The organism is Streptomyces sp. OZ13, from assembly GCF_052068155.1.
Taxonomy (GTDB): Bacteria; Actinomycetota; Actinomycetes; order Streptomycetales; family Streptomycetaceae; genus Streptomyces.
This window is the reverse complement of the sequence record NZ_JBQHCZ010000013.1, coordinates 98,730-114,336: the sequence shown is the minus strand read 5'-3', so window position 1 is coordinate 114,336 and position 15,607 is coordinate 98,730. Positions and strand designations below refer to the sequence as shown.

Sequence of the window (15,607 nt, the reverse complement as noted above, 5' to 3'; positions counted from 1 at the left end):
AGCCGGACGGTGTGGCGGACGTCCGGGCGGCTCGCTCACACCCCTCGAGTTCGAGATGAGGACAACGCCCTCGATCACCTCGAGTCCAGCAACGCGACCGTACGCAAGCGGGGGCACATCAGCCTCCATCATTCGGAGCGGTTCAATCAAGGCCCGGAGCTGCGCCTCGTCGCCAGCCCCGGTTGATTTCTTCCCCGCGACGCAACTCAGGAATAGTTCGGAAGAGCGCCGTGCGTGAGCTCCTGAGCGCTCCATACGACGGGAAAGGTGATCACGATGGGCAGTGACCCGCTGAATCTCGACGCGCCAGGCGAGTGGGCCGGCCTTTGGTGGCTGCCGGAAGACCCTGGGCACCAGGTGCCAGGCGTGCTCCGCTACGAGCCCGAGTGCGGCTTGATACTCTCTTTGATCGGCGCGTTCGAGGATCGAGTCACGACGACGCCTGCTCCCGGTGTGCTGATGGTCCATGAGGGCCGTCGAACGTGGGGTGTGATCCATGGTGCCGCCGATCAGTGCGAGATCAGCCTCTTCGGCTGTTTTCCAAACGGTGGCCGGCGGACCTTCGGTGCGCGGGTAAAGACCCCCGACAAACAGACCGTCGTGGCAACGACGGCACTCATCGGGGCGCACGTCAGTGGTGCAGACGAGGCGGTGTTCTCCACAACAGAGGTGTCGGTGGAGGACCTCGGGCATTGGGCGGCATCGTCAGTGTTCGAGGGCTTCCTGGGTGCGCCCGGCGGACGTCATGATGGGAGTGGCACCATCTCCGTCAAGCCCGTGGAGGTGCGGTCGGTCGAAGTCGACGGGACTGAGTTCACGCTCGCGCACCGCCACACGCTGCCGTTCTTCGACCAGCGCAGGGGCGGAACCGTTGGTCGCATGCGTGATACCGCGTACATGCGGGTCACCCGGCGCGAGGCGTCCTCACTGAGTGTTGCGATTGGCTATGCCCGGTTGATACAAGACCTGATCGCCCTTGCCACTCATCGTGCTGCAGGCATGATCTGGGTACGCCTGAAACTGGCCCCGGACAATGCTGTGTCGGAGGCCAGCGGGCTGCGGCTGGGGCGGAATGTCGACGTGCTGTACTCGCCCTTTGTGGTAGGGAAGCACGATGCGAAGGCAGCCGCTCATCACCGTGTGTTCTTCACGTGCGAGGCTCTACCCTTCGAGGAGATCATCCCCCGCTGGTGCGATATGCACGAGCGGCTGCAGTCCGCGACCAACATGGTTCTGGGGCTTCGGTACGCGCCGGCACGGTACGTCGAGAACAATCTTCTGACGGCGGTGGGAGCGGCCGAGGTACTGCACCGGGGTTTCGACATCGACGAACCGCCAATCCCATCGGAGGATTTCAAACCGATGCGCGAAGCGATGCTGGCTCAGGTGCCCGAGGAGCATAGGAAGCGGATCCGCGGCTCCCTCCGCAATGACCCGACACTTCGGGATCGGTTGTACGCACTCGCGGCCCGCCCCGACCAAGAGGCGCTGTCCACGCTCGTCCCTGACGTGGACCGGTGGGCCAGGCGGACGACTCGAGCTCGGAACGACCTGGCCCACGAAGGGCGAACCCCCAACCACGAGCTGGAGGAGCTGATCGCCATTGTGGACGTGACCACTGCGGTGGTCATTCTGAATCTGCTGAACGAACTTGGGCTGCCGGCCGAACGGCAACGAGAGATCGTGCGTGACCACCCGCAGTTGCGCGCTGCGGCCAGGAGTGCACGGGACTGGCTGAGCACGTCCGAGGCGGACTCCTGAGTCGGATCGTTCGGCTTTCGCTGCCAGGCGAGGCTCATCTGCGCGCCGGCCTCCGCTCGGGCTGTGGCAACGAGGGCCCCGTAGGGGCCCGAGACGGCCGATGCCTCGATCTGGAGCCACGCCTGGTGGAAGGCCGTTCCCGGATCCAGACTCGGTGCCCCTCACGCTCCGGTCGGCAGGAGCTCGTGGCCTCCTCCCGGCTGGTTGGCCGGGCGAGCCGGTGAATCCCGGCTCGGGTCACCTGCCCAACCGGTTCGCGAGCGTGCGACGGTAGCGGTCGATACCGTCCTGGGCCACGCCGGGGCAGGCAGCGAGTTCGTGCAGGTACTGCAACGCGTCGGTAGTGGTGCTGGAGTCGGGGCGCCGGCTGATGAACTGGTGGAACGCGGTGTTCGCTTCATCCGACCTCCCCGCCGAGAGGGCGGCCAGGAAGAGCGAGAGCAACTCGTGCTGATCGCTGGAGTCCATCGAGCACCGAGCCAGCTGTCGCCAGGTGTCGGCCGCAGCCGGAACCCCGTCGACCTGGCTGATGAGCACCGCTTTCTGCAGGAGATAGTCCGCCCTCTCCGGTGCGATGACGAGTGCTTGCTCGATGTCTCTGCGTGCTGGACCGTGGCGGCCTGCCAGCCGGTGCACCGAGCCACGGTTGGCGATGGCCCAGGCGTAGCGGGGGTTGAGCTCGATGGCGTGGTTGAGGTCGGTGATGGCACGGTCGTACTGGCCCAACAGCCGGTACGTCACCCCCCGGTTGGCGACGGCCCATGGATAGTCGGGGTCGAGTTCGACGGCCTGGTCGAAGTCGGTGACGGTTTGGTCGTGGCGCCCGGCCAGCCGGTGCACCTCGCCCCGGTAGGTCATGGCCCAGACGCCAGGTTCACATTCGATGGCGTGGCTGAGGTCGGCGAGGGCACGGTCGTACTGGCCGACCAGCCGATACACCTCGCCCCGGCTGGCGATGGCCCAGGCATAGCGGGGGTTGAGCTCGATGGCGTGGCTGAGGTCGGCGATGGCCCGGTCGTAGCGGCCCGCCAGCCGCTGTGCCACCCCGCGGTGGGCGATGACCCAGGCGTCGCCGGGGTCGAGTTCGATGGCGCGGTCGAAATCGGCGATGGCCCGGTCGTAGCGGCCGGCCAGCCGCTGTACCACTCCGCGGCGGGTGACGATCCAGGCGTTGCCGGGGTCGAGTCCGATGGCGCGGTCGAAGTCGGTGACAGCCTCGTCGAATCGCCCCAACCATGCGAATGCGGTGCCTCGGTCGGTGGTGGCCGCCACAAGTGTCGGGGCGAGATCGTGTGCTGCAGTGAAGTCTGTCAGAGCGCCCTCGGGGTGAGCGGCCCGGAAGAATTGCCGGCCGCGCAGGAGGTGGGCGTGGGCGCGTGCAGTGGTTCCCAGCGAGGCTGAGGCGAGCAGTTCGGTGAGGACGCTTGCCAGGCCGGGTCCGCGCGCGCTTGCGGCTTCGAGGCGTTGGCCCCAGGTGGTCAGGGAGAACGTGTCGGTGTCATTCCCGGCGCGGGTGAGGGTATCGGCCCACCGGCGAAGAGTGGGCAGCCCTTCTGAGCATGCCTCGACTGCTTCTTCGAGAGCTGACGCAAGGAATTGGGGAGAGGCGCAGAGACGGTGGTAGGTCTCGTTCAGCCGATGCTCGCGCCAGGCGCTGTCCGACCAGCGTTTGTCGGGAGCGAGTCCGTCTTCGAGGTCGGCACGCCAACGGGCATGGGTGTCGGCAAGGCGGATATGGCGTTCGGACCAGTCGAGCGGGGACCGGGTGCGCTGGAGCCGGAGCATGCTGGTGCGTACTACGTCGTGATAGCGGCAGCGACCGCCCTGACCGGACACGAAGGGGAGGCCGCGTAACCACGCGTACTGATCAGCGGTCTCCTGCGGGGCCACGGTGCGATAGATGTCTTCGTCGAGTTGGAGGGGCAGAGCACACGCGAGGACGGCAGCGCGCTGATGCGGGTCGCTCACCCAGTGGAGGAAGCGCTGGACCGCGGTTTCGGAGGGGTCGTCCAGGGAGTCCGGGCCTGACGGATGAACACGGGCGAGAGTGTCCAGGAGGACGGGGAGTCGACCGGACATGCGCAGGATGGTGGCCACCACCGCCTCGTCCGTCACTCCTCGAGCGCTGAGCAGCGCACGGGCCTCTGCCTCCGTGAAGACCTCCAACCGTATGTCCACGATCAGGTCACGGTATTCGGCCCACTCGCGGGCGGTCGGGGCCGCCTGGCCCGAGATGACGACGATCACGTTCACCGGCAGATCACCCTGGTCGTCGTTCAACACCATGCCGCGCAGCCAGGCGTCGAGGAAGGGCTCGGTGCGCTCCCAGGTGTCGAAGAACAGCACGACCCAGGGGTGATCTTCGGCCGCATCCGCAAGCCCCTGGAGGAAAACGGGGGTCAGTACACGCAGGGGATGCAGTACGAGTTCGGCGTCGTGGTGGTTGCGCAGACGGCTGCTGACGGCGGCTCGCATTCGGTCAGTCCCCCGCGCCAGGACTTCCACGTCCAGTGCGGCCGCGGCGGGGCCGATGACGGGCGTCAGACTCAGGGCACCCATCCCGATCTGTGCGGCCGTCCTGCTGGACGTCGACGCTGCCCCGCCCTCGCGGTCCATCGCAGGGAGTGCGAGGGACGCATCGGCCTCGTGCCGGTGCTTGCGGTAACGCTCCACAGCGGTCTCGAACTTGCCGAGCGCCTGCCCCTGCCGAGCGAACTGCGCGCCGATGGACTCCATCGCCTCGATGGGGCTGCTGACATCCTCGCTCACCATCGCCGTCACGGCACCGGCGGCTCGGGCGGTCTCCTCCCAGTGACGTACCAGTGACGACTTGCCGACTCCCGCCACCCCATGCACGTGGAAGAGGTAGTTCGCCTCCCCGGGATCGAGGCCCAGATTGGCGTGGAAGGAGTCACGCTCCATGTGACGCCCGATGAAACTGGTACGCCTGCGGGCCCTGTTCAGTTCCTGCCGTGACGTCCTACGCCGGCTCATGACCACCCCCTCCTCAGACTGCCCCAGTGGCGGGGGACACGGAAGAGCAGGGAGGCGCACGGTGCCGGCCCCCCGGATCGCGCGCCCCTGCGGAATGTCGAGCGCGGTGATGACGAGCCATGAGTGTCGCTTAGGAGGTTGGCGGACGGCCCGGGGAGCGGTCCGCGCACTCCGGGAGCCCGTAGCGCCCAAGTCCCGGGGAGACGCCTGTCAGCGATGCATCGGCCGGCGGCGTCGCGCCCGGTCAGCGCGGCAGCAGACGGCGGCCGGACTTCGCCGACCTCACCAGCTCCGCGACCGTGGTCAGCTTGACCCGCGGTCTGCCTTCACGCAGGCCGCGGGCGACCTCGGCCCGTTCGATCGCCGCCAGCCCCGACGCGTCGACGACCTGGCGGTTGCGGCTGCGTACCAGCCGCTGGAACGCCTTCGCCGGCGACGAGGGCGCGGGCAGCGCACCGGCGACGGCGTCGGCGAGGAGCGTGCCGACCGTCTCGGCGGCGCACGTACGGTTCGCGCCGATGCCGCCGGACGGCCCGCGCTTGATCCAGCCCACGACGTACGTCCCGGGCATCCCCGTCACGCGGCCGTTCGCGTGCGGCACGGTGCCGGTGGCCTCGTCGAAGGGCAGGCCGGTGATCGGCGCGCCCCGGTAGCCGACGGCCCGCAGCAGCATGCCGGCGGGTATGTCCCGAGCTTCCGGCGTCCCCGTGGTGCGTACGGCACGCACGGTGTCCTCGCCGAGAACCTCCGTCGGTGCGGAGTGGAAGCGGAACACGATGCGCCGTCCCGGTGCAGGCGGAAGGGACCAGTCCATCTCGCGGCGGGTGACGTCCTTCAGATCGGCGGCCTTGTCCTTGGCCCCGGCGTTCTCGATGCCCGCGCCGATCCGTGGATCGTGGTCGTCCACCACCAGCTCCACGCCGGGCAGGTGCTTGAGAGCGAGGAGTTCCGACCTGGTGTACGCCGCGTCCGAGGGGCCGCGACGGCCGAGGAGCACCACTTCGTGTACTTTCCCGGCGCGCAGGGCCGCCAGCGCGTGGTCGGCGATGTCGGTGCCGGCCAGTGTCTCCGGGTCTCGGACCAGGATCCGCGCGACGTCGAGGGCCACGTTGCCGTTGCCGACCACGACCACGCGTTCGGCCGACAGGTCCACGGCGTCCGGCGCGATCTCGGGGTGGGCGTTGTACCAGGCGACGAACGCCGTCGCCGAGATGCTGCCGGGCAGGTCCTCGCCCGGGATCCCGAGCCGGCGGTCGAACGAGGCGCCGACGGCGTAGATCACCGCGTCGTGGTGCGCGGCGAGTTCTTCCGCCGTGACGTCCTTGCCGACCTCGACGCCCAGGTGCATCCGCACCCGCGGATGCGTGTGGAACCGCCCGAAGGTGTCACCGACCTTCTTGGTCGCGGGATGGTCCGGTGCCACGCCGTAGCGCACGAGACCGCCGGCCACCGGCAACCGGTCGACAAGCGTCACCTCGGCGTTGGTGTGCAGCAGCAGGTCCTGTGCCGCGTACATGCCGGCAGGGCCGGTGCCGACGACCGCGACCCGGATCGGCGCGAAGTCGGCCGGCAGGACGCGCTTGAACTCCGGCTCGCCCCAGACGTGGAAGTTCGGGCTGTCGCCCGCCGGTTCGGATGCCTTGTCCTCGAAGTAGGCCGCGTTGATCGCCGCGTACTCCTGCTGCATCCCGGAAAGGCTGTCCACGGGGAAGACCGCGTCCACCGGGCAGGCGTCCGCGCAGGCGCCGCAGTCGATGCAGGATCTCGGGTCGATATATAGCATCTCCGTGCTGCCGAAGGCCCGTTCCTCCGGGGTGGGGTGGATGCAGTTGACCGGGCACACGGCGACGCAGGTGGCGTCGCTGCAGCAGGTCTGCGTGATGGCGTAGGTCATGTCGTCAACTCGGCTCGGCTCGGCTCAGGTTCGGTCGGGTCGTCGGGTCGTCGGGTCGTCGGGTCGGGGTCGCTCGTGCTGTCAGATCAGGTCGGCGCGCTTGTAGAAGAACAGGGCGGGCCGGGTGAGCAGACCGGCCGAGGCCAGGAATTCCATGAGTCCCGAACAGCTCGACCGCATCATGGACTTGTGGTGCTCGTTGGCCTTGGCCTCGCGGACGGCGCGCTCCTTGTCGAGCCCGGCGTTCGCGTAGACGTTCTTGTTCACCATGCTGGTGACGATGACGTACGACGCGATGGCGACGACGAGGGCGTTGATCTGCCGCCGCAGCCGGCCGGCTCCGCGGAGGCGCTTGCGCGTCTCGTCACGGGCGAACTTCATGTGCCGGGACTCCTCGACGACATGGATGTTGTTGATGGTCCGGACGAACGGCACCACCCGCTCGTCGCGCATCCAGTCGCGCTGCATGACGTCGAGGACCTCCTCGGCGACGAGGATCGCGGCGTACGCCGCCTCGCCGAACGCGACGGTCTTGAAGACGCGGCCCAGTTCGACCGCGAAGCGGTGCGGCCGGTACGCGGGGGCCCCGAGCTTCTGGGCGCCACGGGCGAACATGATCGAGTGCCGGCACTCCTCGGCGATCTCGGTGAGCGCCCACTGGAACGTGGCGTCGGTCGGGTCCTTGGCGTAGATGTCGCGGAGGACCATCTGCTGAAGGATCATCTCGAACCAGATGCCGGTGCTGGCCACGGACGCGGCCTCCTGCCGCGTCAGCTCCTTGCGCTGGGCGTCCGTCAGTTCGCTCCAGTACGCGGTGCCGTAGAGGGTGCTCCACTCGGGGCTGGCGCCGTGGAAGTCCTTGTCCAGCGGCGTCTCCCAGTCCACCTCTGTGGCGGGGTCGTACGCGAGCACGGCGGCCGAGTCGAGCAACCGCCGGGCGACGTCCTGCTCGTGGGACGGTTCCTGCGTCTTGGGCCGGAGGGTGCTGCTGGACATGGTGCGGCTCCTCGAAACGAGTGGTGTGATGTTCCTTGTTCGCTGTCGGGTGCGGGCCGGCGGGCACCGTCGGCCGTCCTCGCCGCCGGGATGCCGCCGCAGCTTATTAGACGCGGCGTCTAGCAAGCTGTTAGACGGACCGTATAGCAAGAGCGCGCGCGGGCCTACCCCTCAGTACGAAATCGGTGAGAGGGCATGGCCGGATGTCGCCGGTGCGGGATTCCGTGGAGCGTCATGAATGCGGCGAAGTGCCGTGAATCAGGCAGAAGCGAAGGCCCGTTCCGGGCGCAAGAGAAGAACCGGCGGCAGACGCCTGGGAGAGTCGGCAGGAGAGGGCGCACCGGTGCACCTGGCCCTGAGTGAACCGGGGTTCCGCGTCGGAAGGACGGCATACGCAGGCGGCAGGGCGGCAGGACGGCTGGACGGCGGCGGGCCGCCGGGAGGCCCGAGGCGGGCGGTCCTACTGCCGTCGCCCGCCCCGGACTCCTGTGGGGCTCAGTAGTTCCGCCACTCGTTGAGCGTGTACTCCAGCACCACCGGATCCATCAGCGTGCTCGCCCGGACCTCCAGGCGGCGGCGGTCCAGCGGGAAGACGGCGGCGGCCTCGAGGACGGAGTCGTCCAGGAACCGCAGTGCCGGCGCCTGTTCGGCCAGGCGAAGTGCCGGGGGCGGGCCGTCGGCGCCGGGGGTGGCCAGGATGAAGCCCCAGTTGCCGAAGCTCGGGACGTCCACCTGGTACTCGGTCGTGCGGTATCCGGCCTCGCCGATCGTCGCGGCGATGGACCAGTACGACTTGGGGGCGAAGAACGGGGACCCGCCCTGCACCATGACCTGGCTCTCGGGCTTCAGGACCTGCTTGAGCAGGTGGTAGAACTCGACCGAGTACAGCTTGGCCAGCGCCGCGCTGTCGGGGTCGGGGAAGTCGATGATGACCGTGTCGAACCGCCGCGTGGCGTCCCGCAGCCAGTTGAAGGCGTCGGCGTTGACGGCCGTGACCCGGCGGTCGCGCAGCGCGTCCCGGTTCAGCTCGCGCAGCGGCTCGAAGGTGCGGGCGAGCCTGGTCATCGCCGGATCGAGGTCGACCAGCGTCACGTCCTCGACGTCGTCGTAGCGCAGCACCTCGCGCAGGGCGAGTGCGTCGCCGCCGCCGAGGATCAGCACCGAGGAGCGCCTGCCCGACAACGCCGGGTGGACGAGGGCCTCGTGGTAGCGGTACTCGTCGACGGAGGAGAACTGCAGATCGCCGTTGAGGAACAGCCGCATGTCGGGGTCCCCGGTGAAGGCGGTCGACCGGGTGACGACTATGTCCTGATACGGCGTGGTCTCGGCGTGCACGATCGGGTCGCGGTACAGCTGCTGACGTGCGGTCACCTCGATGTCGTCCGCCAGGGCGTAGACCGTGCCGAGCACGGCGAGGACGGCCGCCATACCGGTCAGCAGCGACACGCGTACGACGCGGCGGGTCTGCCGGCGGAAGATCCACAGGACGACGACGACCCCGGCCACGGCGTTGACGGCGCCCACCACCAGCGCGCCCTTGAGCTGCCCGAAGGCGGGAAGCAGCAGCAGCGGGAAGCACAGCCCGCCGACCAGCGCTCCGATGTAGTCGACGGCGAACATGTCGGCCACGGCGCTGCCCGCCTCCTGCCGCCTGATCCGCTGGAGCAGCGTCATCAGCAGCGGGATCTCGGCCCCGATGAGGAGGCCGACGGCGAACGTGACCACCACCATCGACGGCATGTAGATCCGCAGCCAGGCGAACGACACGTAGAGGACGAGTACCGAGAGCCCGCCGACGAGCGCGAGCAGCCCCTCCACCATGGCGAAGGAGCCGACCGCCCGCCGCTGCAGCGGCTTGGCGGCCAGCGAGCCGATGCCCATGGCGAAGACCATGACGGAGATGACCACGGAGGTCTGCATCACGGAGTTGCCGATGAGGTAACTGCCCAGCGCCGTCAGCGCCAGTTCGTACACCAGGCCGCAGGCCGCGCAGAGGAACACCGCGAACAGGAGCAGGAAGCGGGACCCGCGGGAGTGGGCGGCGGCGGAAGGCTCGGCGTCGGCTGCGGCGGGCGGGCCGTCCGCCGGGCCCGGGCACGCGGCGGTGTTCCCCGCCGCGGCCGGTGCCGGGGCCGCCTCGTCCGCGGCCGTGTCGTCCGGAGTGGTGGTGCCCATCGTCCGGTTCAGGAGACCGCGGCGCCGACCATGAAGGCCGTGCCGATGTACATCGCCGCCTGGACCCAGGCGGCGGGGTGGGGGCGGTCGCCGTTGTCGTCGAGCACGGCGTGACCCAGCCGGCCGGGCGTGAGGAGACCGACGACGACGGCGATGAACGTCATCACCACGACTCCGGACAGGCCGTACAGCAGGGTGCTGGCGAGTCCCAGGCCGAGGCCCTGCTCGGACTCGCTGGCCCGTATGGACTGGTCGATGACAAGGCCGATGGCGATCGTCTGGCCGGCGAGGAGGACTGCCGCGCCGCGGTTGCGCTCGGTCCACACCACATGGACGAGCTTGCCGGGGGTCACCAGGTCGAGGGCGATGAAGCCGACGGCCATGACGATGAAGCCGACCAGACCGTAGAGCAGGGCGACGCCTGCCGACTCGAAGATCTCTGCCACGGGGATGCCTTTCGGGGACGTCGTCGAGGAGTGCGGGTGGGTACGGGACCGGGGACGCTACGGGGCGCGGTGGGCGGTCACTTGCCGGATCCGGGGCCGCCGCCGCGGAATTCGTTGCTGTCCGGGTCCGGCCACACGGACCGGATGTTGGACTTCCAGCGGTGGTAGCCGGTGCGGTAGTCGTCGATCTCGATCCGGCTGCCGTTCTGGTGCGGGACGATCGAGACGATGTCGTCCCGGTAGCGCAGGAAGACCTTGCCGGAGTCGTCGATACGGTCACGGGCCGAGGTGTGGCCGTCGATCTCCTTCGCGACCTTGGACGTCGTGTCGCTGGTGTCGACATAGCCCACGCCGCTGCTGGTGTACTGCTGGCGGATCCAGGTGGACGGCACGTCGTTGCCGTCGTCCGGCTCACTGGAACAGGCGGTGAGCGCGATCGTGGCGAGTATCGTCACGCTGATGAGTCGGGCTGTCTTCATCGGGCCTCCAGCCGGGTGTACGTCGCCACGATCTGGCGGCTCTGCGGGTAGGTGTGCCAAGTGCGCCATCCCGGCCCGGTGCTGAGCCGCTCGACGGTCAGTGCGGTGACCGCCTCGGGGGAGCCGGGGAAGATGCCGTGCAGCGACTCGGCGGCGTCGTCGGACCGCTTGCGGATCCGGTGCACCTCTTCGCTGAACCCGGCGGCGGTGAAGTGCCGGACGCGGGCGGTGAAGCGGTAGTGCCACTCGTCGAACTCGTGTACCGCGGACCCGGGCAGGCCCCCGGCGACGCCGGGCAGGCAGGCCACGGTCTCCCGGACCGGCCCCGCGAAGACCTGATGGGACGCGCCGAGGAGCCGGAGCTGGATGTCGAGCCCGCCGACGGTGAGGTCGCGTACGGCGAGTGCCTCGCGTGCGGGCCGGCCGAGGGTGAAGGAGAGCTGGTCCGCGTCCGTGTCCTGGTACGGGGTCGTCAGTTCTATACCGCTCACGTTTCCCTGCCCGCGCGGACGCCGGCGACCGCCGGAACGGGGCTCTGTGTCCGCCCGCCGGCCCGGGTGGGAAGGGCGGCGACGGGTCCGGCGCCGAGGGCGGCGAGATCGGGCTTCAACGGTGTTCCCCACGACTTCGGGACGGGCAGTGAGCGCGCTGAGTATGGCACAGCGTCCCGGCGCCGCTTCAGGGGGGAACGCCGACTCCTCACGGCTCGGCCGCGCGAGGTCCGGCGTGCTCGTCAGCCGGCTTCCCGAGCCTCCTCACGACCGGGGCGCGGAGCGGTGATGGCGAGGAGGGCGGTGTCGTCGTCCACCTTGTCGAAGGAGTCGAGCAGCTCCCGCACCGCCGCGATGGCCTCCTGCGCGGTGGTCGGGGCGAGGGACCGGGCGAAGTCCAGGAGCGCCTCGTCGCCGTAGCGACCGCCGGCCGTGGTGGTGTGGGCCTCGGTGAGGCCGTCGGTGTAGAGCAGCAGCGTGTCGCCGGGCGCTACGTGGACGGTGGCGGTGGCGATGTCGGCGTCGGGCACGACGCCGAGCAGCTGCCCGCCGGGGGTGTGCACGTAGTCGGCGCTCCCGTCGGCGCGCATCAGCACCGCCGGCGGATGCCCCCCGCCGGCGAGCGTGATGTGGAAACCGCCGCGGTCGGCGGGGGTGAGCAGGCCGTAGAGGACGGTGCAGAAACGGGGGTCCTCGCCGTGGGGCTCGTGGTTCAGCACGGCGTTGAGGTTGCCGAGCACGGCCGCCGGGTCGGGGTGGTAGACGGCGGCGGCCCGCAGGGTGTACCGGGCCAGCGAGGTGACGGCCGCGGCGGCCGCCCCCTTGCCGCACACATCGCCCAGGAACAGCCCCCAGGTGCCGGCGGTCAGGGGGAACAGGTCGTAGAAGTCGCCGCCGACCTCGTCGACCGACGCGATGTGGTAGTGCGCGGCGACGTCCAGGCCGGGCACGTTCTCCAGCGCGGGCGGCAGGAGCGTCCTCTGCAGTGTGGTGGCCAGGCGCTGGAGGCGTTCTCGTTCCCGGTCGGCCTCCTGCCGGGCGCGGAGCAGCTCCGTCTCGTAAGCGCGGCGGTCACGGGCGTCGAAGACGGTGGTACGGATCAGCAGGGGCCGGCCGTCGCTGTCCCGCTTGAGGGCGGAGGTCACCAGGACCGGCAGCCGGCTGCCGTCGGCGGCCTTCATCTCCAGCGCGATACCGCTGACCTCTCCCTGTAGTCGCAGGAGCGGCGCGAAGTGGGTCTCGTGGTAGAGCTTGCCGCCGACGGTGAGCAGGTCGGCGAACCGCTTGCGGCCCACGAGGTCCTCGCGCCGGTACCCCAGCCAGTCCAGCAGGGTGCGGTTGATCTTGGCGATCTGCCCGTCCAGCAGGGTGGAGAGGTAGCCGCACGGTGCGTTCTCGTACAGGTCCTCGGCGCTGTCCTCCAGCAGCGCGGAGACCTGGCCGGTGCCTTCTCCGCCACCGGGCACCGCACCGCGGTCCCGGGGGCGGCCCGGTGTGCGGTCGGGGGTGTCCCCGGACGTCACCGGCCCGCTCCGGCGGCGAACGAGGCGATCGCCGCGGCGGTCGCCTCCGGCGCACTGAGCTGCGGGCAGTGGCCGGTCGCGGTGAGCGTGACCAGCTCGCTCCCGTCGATCTGCGCGTGCACGAACTCCCCCACCTCCCGTGGGGCGATCGCGTCCTGGGAGCACTGGGCGATCAGCGTCGGAACACGCACCTTGGCGAGGTCGTCCCGGTTGTCGGACAGGAAGGTGGCGCGGGCGAAGACGCGGGCGATCCTCGGATCGGTGCGGCAGAAGCTGTTGGTCAGCTCCTCGCCCAGTTCCGGGCGCTCCGGATTGCCCATGATGACCGGAGCCATCGCCGCCGACCAGCCCAGATAGTTCGATTCGAGCGACTCCAGCAGCTCGTCGATGTCCTCGGCGCTGAATCCGCCCCGGTAGCCGGTCGCGGGATCGTCGATGTAGCACGGCGACGGGGTGAGCAGGACGAGCCGTGCGAAGCGCTCCGGTTCCCGCGAGGCCGCCAGGACACCGACCGTCGCGCTCACCGAATGCCCGACGAAGACGGGACGCACGTCCAGCTCGTGGCAGATCTCCAGTACGTCATCGGCGTAGCCGTCGAGGGTGGTGTACCGCTCCTCGTTCCATGCCGACAGGTCGGACCGGCCGGCCCCCACGTGGTCGAAGAGCACCACCCGGAAGTCCCGTTCCAGCGTCGGCACCACAAGACGCCACATGTTCTGGTCGCACCCGAACCCGTGCGCCAGCATCACCACCGGACCGTCGGCCCTCCCGCTCACCGTGACGCGGTTCCTGTTCCGTACATCCATACGGACATCTTCGCATCAACGCCTCATACCTGATTAATCCCTCATGTAAAGGTCATGCGGGTGGTCGCCCGGGCACCGTCGTGCCCCCGGGGACGCGTCCCTCCGGCAGGAAGAGCACCGAATTGATGTACCGGCCTTCTCGCTGCGCCAGTGCCCGGCGCAGCAGCCCCCGGTGCACGAGGTGCTCGGTCCTCGACTGGTGGCCGGCCAGGTCGAAGTCGTCCAACGGCAACCACGAGCGGGCGGCCAGTACCCAGCCCCGGTAGCCCTGCCCGGTCAGCAGGGCGATCACCGGGGTGATGGGCCGGATGCGGGTCTCCAGCTCGACGAGGAGCGCCGGGCGGTCCCGTTGCAGCAGGCCCGCGGCGCCGAGGAGGGCCGGGAGTTCCTCGCCGTCCACGTCCACCTTCACGAACCGCACGTCGTGCAGGCCGAGGCTGTCGACGGTGACCGCCGGCACGGCCACGCTGTGGGAGTGGATGTCCCGGCGGGCGAGCGAGGAGACCCCCCGGTCCCCGCGGTCGCCCGCCGGCAGCCACAGCCGGGCGGTGGTCTCCCGGTCGCCGGCGGCCGCCTGCACGACCCGGGCGTTGCCGGGCAGCGTCGACCGCAGGTACCGGGCGAGGTGGGGCACCGGTTCCATGGTCACGACATGGTCGGAGCGGGCGGCCAGCCGGCGGGACCAGGGGCCGTACCAGCCGCCGATGTCGATCGCCGTGCCTCCTCGCGGACAGAAGTCGGCGAGCCGGCCCAGTTCCGGTTCGAAGCGCGGGTAGAGGGCGCAGGCCGCGGAGCCGACCCAGCGGGTGGGCAGGCGGGAGGCGACCGCCGCCGCGACAGTGGTCACTCGGCGGCCGCCCGCAGGTACCTGGCGTGGTCGTCCTCCGTGACCCTGCTCCCCGACGACGGAAGCAGCTGGGGGATGCCGTCCACGATGGGGTAGCTCAGCTGCAGCCTCGGGTTGTAGAGGATGTTCTGTCCGCCGAGCAGTGTCAGGGGGCCCTTGTCGAGCGGGCAGGCGAGGATGCGCAGCAGCGGGTCGTCGGCGTCCATGGCAACGTCCTTACGGTTCCGTCGGTTCGGTTTCGGTTCAGTCGGTCGGTTCAGTCGGTCGGGTCGGTTCGGTCGGGTTCAGGCGACCGGGGGCGGTCCCTGCGTACGCGGGGCCGGATCGTGGCGGGGGAGGGCGAGCAGCACGGACAGCGCCAGCGCCGTGCCGGCCACCCGCAGGGTCAGCAGCAGCGGATCCTCCGGCAGCCGCTCCCCGAAGGTGATCGTCCCGAGCACCGCCGTGAACAGACAGGTCACCGTGGTGCAGACGGGCACGATGAGGGAGGCACGACAACGCTGCAGCGCAGCCTGCGACATGACGAGACCGGCCGCCGCCGTGAACATCAGCAGATACGGGTAGGGCGAGGTGAACAGCGAGCGGGCCGCGTCGCCGACGTCGGCCGTGGTCAGCCTGCTCGACGCGCCCTTGATCGCCAGCGAGCTGACCCCGTACAGCAGACCCACGGCCACGCCGTAGCCGATGCCGTTGGTCGGCAGCCGGTGGCGCTTGCGGGAGCGCTGCTCGACCCGGCCGTACAGCCACACGCCCGCGGCGAGGGTCGGCACGCTCACCAGCAGCACCAGCGTCCACGGAGCTCCGCCGCTCACCGTGTCCTCGCCCTCCCGGACGGAGGCGACGACCATCAGCAGCGCCACGAGCACCGCGCCGAGCGCGTAGCGTTCGCGGCCCGACGGCTGTTCGCCGAGCACCGCCGAAGAGAGCAGCAGGAGCAGGACGAGTCCCGAAACGAAGATTCCCTGGGCGGCTGCGATCGGCAGCGCCCGGTAGACGATCAGCTGGGCCGCGAACCCGGCGGCCAGTGCCAGCGATCCGGCGATCCACGCCGGACTGGTCAGCAGCACCAGGACGACGTGCACGGGCCTGCCCGCGGAGAGCGCGGGCAGCCGGCCGAGGGCCTTCTTCTCCAGGACGAATCCCACGCTGTACAGCAGATTGGCCATCAGCGCCGCGCCCACGCCCCACCACACGG

General features: G+C 69.9%; 13 protein-coding genes. 1 reads left to right on the top strand and 12 read right to left on the bottom strand.

Features of this window, described 5'->3' with window-relative positions; translation table 11 throughout:
- Positions 1-276: 276 nt before the first annotated feature.
- On the top strand, positions 277-1,761 hold the full coding sequence (locus ACTMTU_RS26070) for a HEPN domain-containing protein (protein ID WP_441265880.1): 1,485 nt from the start codon (positions 277-279) through the stop codon (positions 1,759-1,761).
- Positions 1,762-1,998: 237 nt separating this feature from the next.
- On the opposite strand, the gene ACTMTU_RS26065 is transcribed toward ACTMTU_RS26070, so the two are convergent.
- The 12 genes from ACTMTU_RS26065 to ACTMTU_RS26010 all read right to left on the bottom strand — a co-directional run bounded on the left by ACTMTU_RS26065 (position 1,999) and on the right by ACTMTU_RS26010 (position 15,605).
- Entirely contained in the window at positions 1,999-4,683 is a 2,685-nt protein-coding gene (locus tag ACTMTU_RS26065; RefSeq protein WP_441265879.1) for a tetratricopeptide repeat protein, read from the bottom strand.
- A gap of 316 nt (positions 4,684-4,999) precedes the next feature.
- On the bottom strand, positions 5,000-6,649 hold the full coding sequence (locus ACTMTU_RS26060; RefSeq protein ID WP_441265878.1) for an FAD-dependent oxidoreductase: 1,650 nt from the start codon (positions 6,647-6,649) through the stop codon (positions 5,000-5,002).
- 81 nt (positions 6,650-6,730) lie between these two features.
- On the bottom strand, positions 6,731-7,645 hold the full coding sequence (locus ACTMTU_RS26055; RefSeq protein WP_441265877.1) for an AurF N-oxygenase family protein: 915 nt from the start codon (positions 7,643-7,645) through the stop codon (positions 6,731-6,733).
- A gap of 495 nt (positions 7,646-8,140) precedes the next feature.
- Entirely contained in the window at positions 8,141-9,820 is a 1,680-nt protein-coding gene (locus ACTMTU_RS26050) for a polyamine aminopropyltransferase (protein ID WP_441265876.1), read from the bottom strand.
- An 8-nt stretch (positions 9,821-9,828) separates the two neighbouring features.
- Positions 9,829-10,266, bottom strand: coding sequence for a DUF350 domain-containing protein (locus tag ACTMTU_RS26045; RefSeq protein ID WP_307705128.1), 438 nt, complete (start codon positions 10,264-10,266; stop codon positions 9,829-9,831).
- A 77-nt stretch (positions 10,267-10,343) separates the two neighbouring features.
- The gene (locus ACTMTU_RS26040; protein ID WP_441265875.1) at positions 10,344-10,745 is read right to left on the bottom strand and encodes a DUF4247 domain-containing protein; all 402 of its coding nucleotides are present in this window, start codon (positions 10,743-10,745) and stop codon (positions 10,344-10,346) included.
- Positions 10,742-11,236: a DUF2617 family protein gene (locus tag ACTMTU_RS26035; protein WP_441265874.1), complete on the bottom strand. Its 495-nt coding sequence runs from the start codon at positions 11,234-11,236 to the stop codon at positions 10,742-10,744. Before ACTMTU_RS26035 ends, ACTMTU_RS26040 begins: the two co-directional genes overlap by 4 nt.
- Before the next feature lie 242 nt (positions 11,237-11,478).
- Positions 11,479-12,759, bottom strand: a complete 1,281-nt coding sequence (locus ACTMTU_RS26030) for a PP2C family protein-serine/threonine phosphatase (RefSeq protein WP_441265873.1) — start codon at positions 12,757-12,759, stop codon at positions 11,479-11,481.
- Positions 12,756-13,565, bottom strand: a complete 810-nt coding sequence (locus ACTMTU_RS26025) for an alpha/beta fold hydrolase (RefSeq protein WP_441265872.1) — start codon at positions 13,563-13,565, stop codon at positions 12,756-12,758. Before ACTMTU_RS26025 ends, ACTMTU_RS26030 begins: the two co-directional genes overlap by 4 nt.
- Before the next feature lie 52 nt (positions 13,566-13,617).
- Positions 13,618-14,412, bottom strand: coding sequence for an FkbM family methyltransferase (locus ACTMTU_RS26020; protein ID WP_441265871.1), 795 nt, complete (start codon positions 14,410-14,412; stop codon positions 13,618-13,620).
- Positions 14,409-14,618 carry a Trm112 family protein gene (locus ACTMTU_RS26015; protein ID WP_159694254.1) on the bottom strand — a complete coding sequence of 70 codons (210 nt, stop codon included), beginning with the start codon at positions 14,616-14,618 and terminating at the stop codon, positions 14,409-14,411. The genes ACTMTU_RS26020 and ACTMTU_RS26015 overlap by 4 nt, the downstream gene beginning before the upstream one ends.
- Positions 14,619-14,696: 78 nt before the next feature.
- A complete protein-coding gene (locus ACTMTU_RS26010) occupies positions 14,697-15,605 on the bottom strand; it encodes a hypothetical protein (protein ID WP_441265870.1) in 909 nt (302 codons plus the stop codon).
- Between the last annotated feature and the right edge of the window lie 2 nt (positions 15,606-15,607).

Bases quoted from the DNA above. Each gene is read 5' to 3' on its own strand.
- ACTMTU_RS26070 (WP_441265880.1), top strand. From the start codon at position 277: ATGGGCAGTGACCCGCTGAATCTCGACGCGCCAGGCGAGTGGGCCGGC.
- ACTMTU_RS26065 (WP_441265879.1), bottom strand. From the start codon at position 4,683: ATGGAGCGTGACTCCTTCCACGCCAATCTGGGCCTCGATCCCGGGGAG.
- ACTMTU_RS26060 (WP_441265878.1), bottom strand. From the start codon at position 6,649: ATGACCTACGCCATCACGCAGACCTGCTGCAGCGACGCCACCTGCGTC.
- ACTMTU_RS26055 (WP_441265877.1), bottom strand. From the start codon at position 7,645: ATGTCCAGCAGCACCCTCCGGCCCAAGACGCAGGAACCGTCCCACGAG.
- ACTMTU_RS26050 (WP_441265876.1), bottom strand. From the start codon at position 9,820: ATGGGCACCACCACTCCGGACGACACGGCCGCGGACGAGGCGGCCCCG.
- ACTMTU_RS26040 (WP_441265875.1), bottom strand. From the start codon at position 10,745: ATGAAGACAGCCCGACTCATCAGCGTGACGATACTCGCCACGATCGCG.
- ACTMTU_RS26025 (WP_441265872.1), bottom strand. From the start codon at position 13,565: ATGGATGTACGGAACAGGAACCGCGTCACGGTGAGCGGGAGGGCCGAC.
- ACTMTU_RS26015 (WP_159694254.1), bottom strand. From the start codon at position 14,618: ATGGACGCCGACGACCCGCTGCTGCGCATCCTCGCCTGCCCGCTCGAC.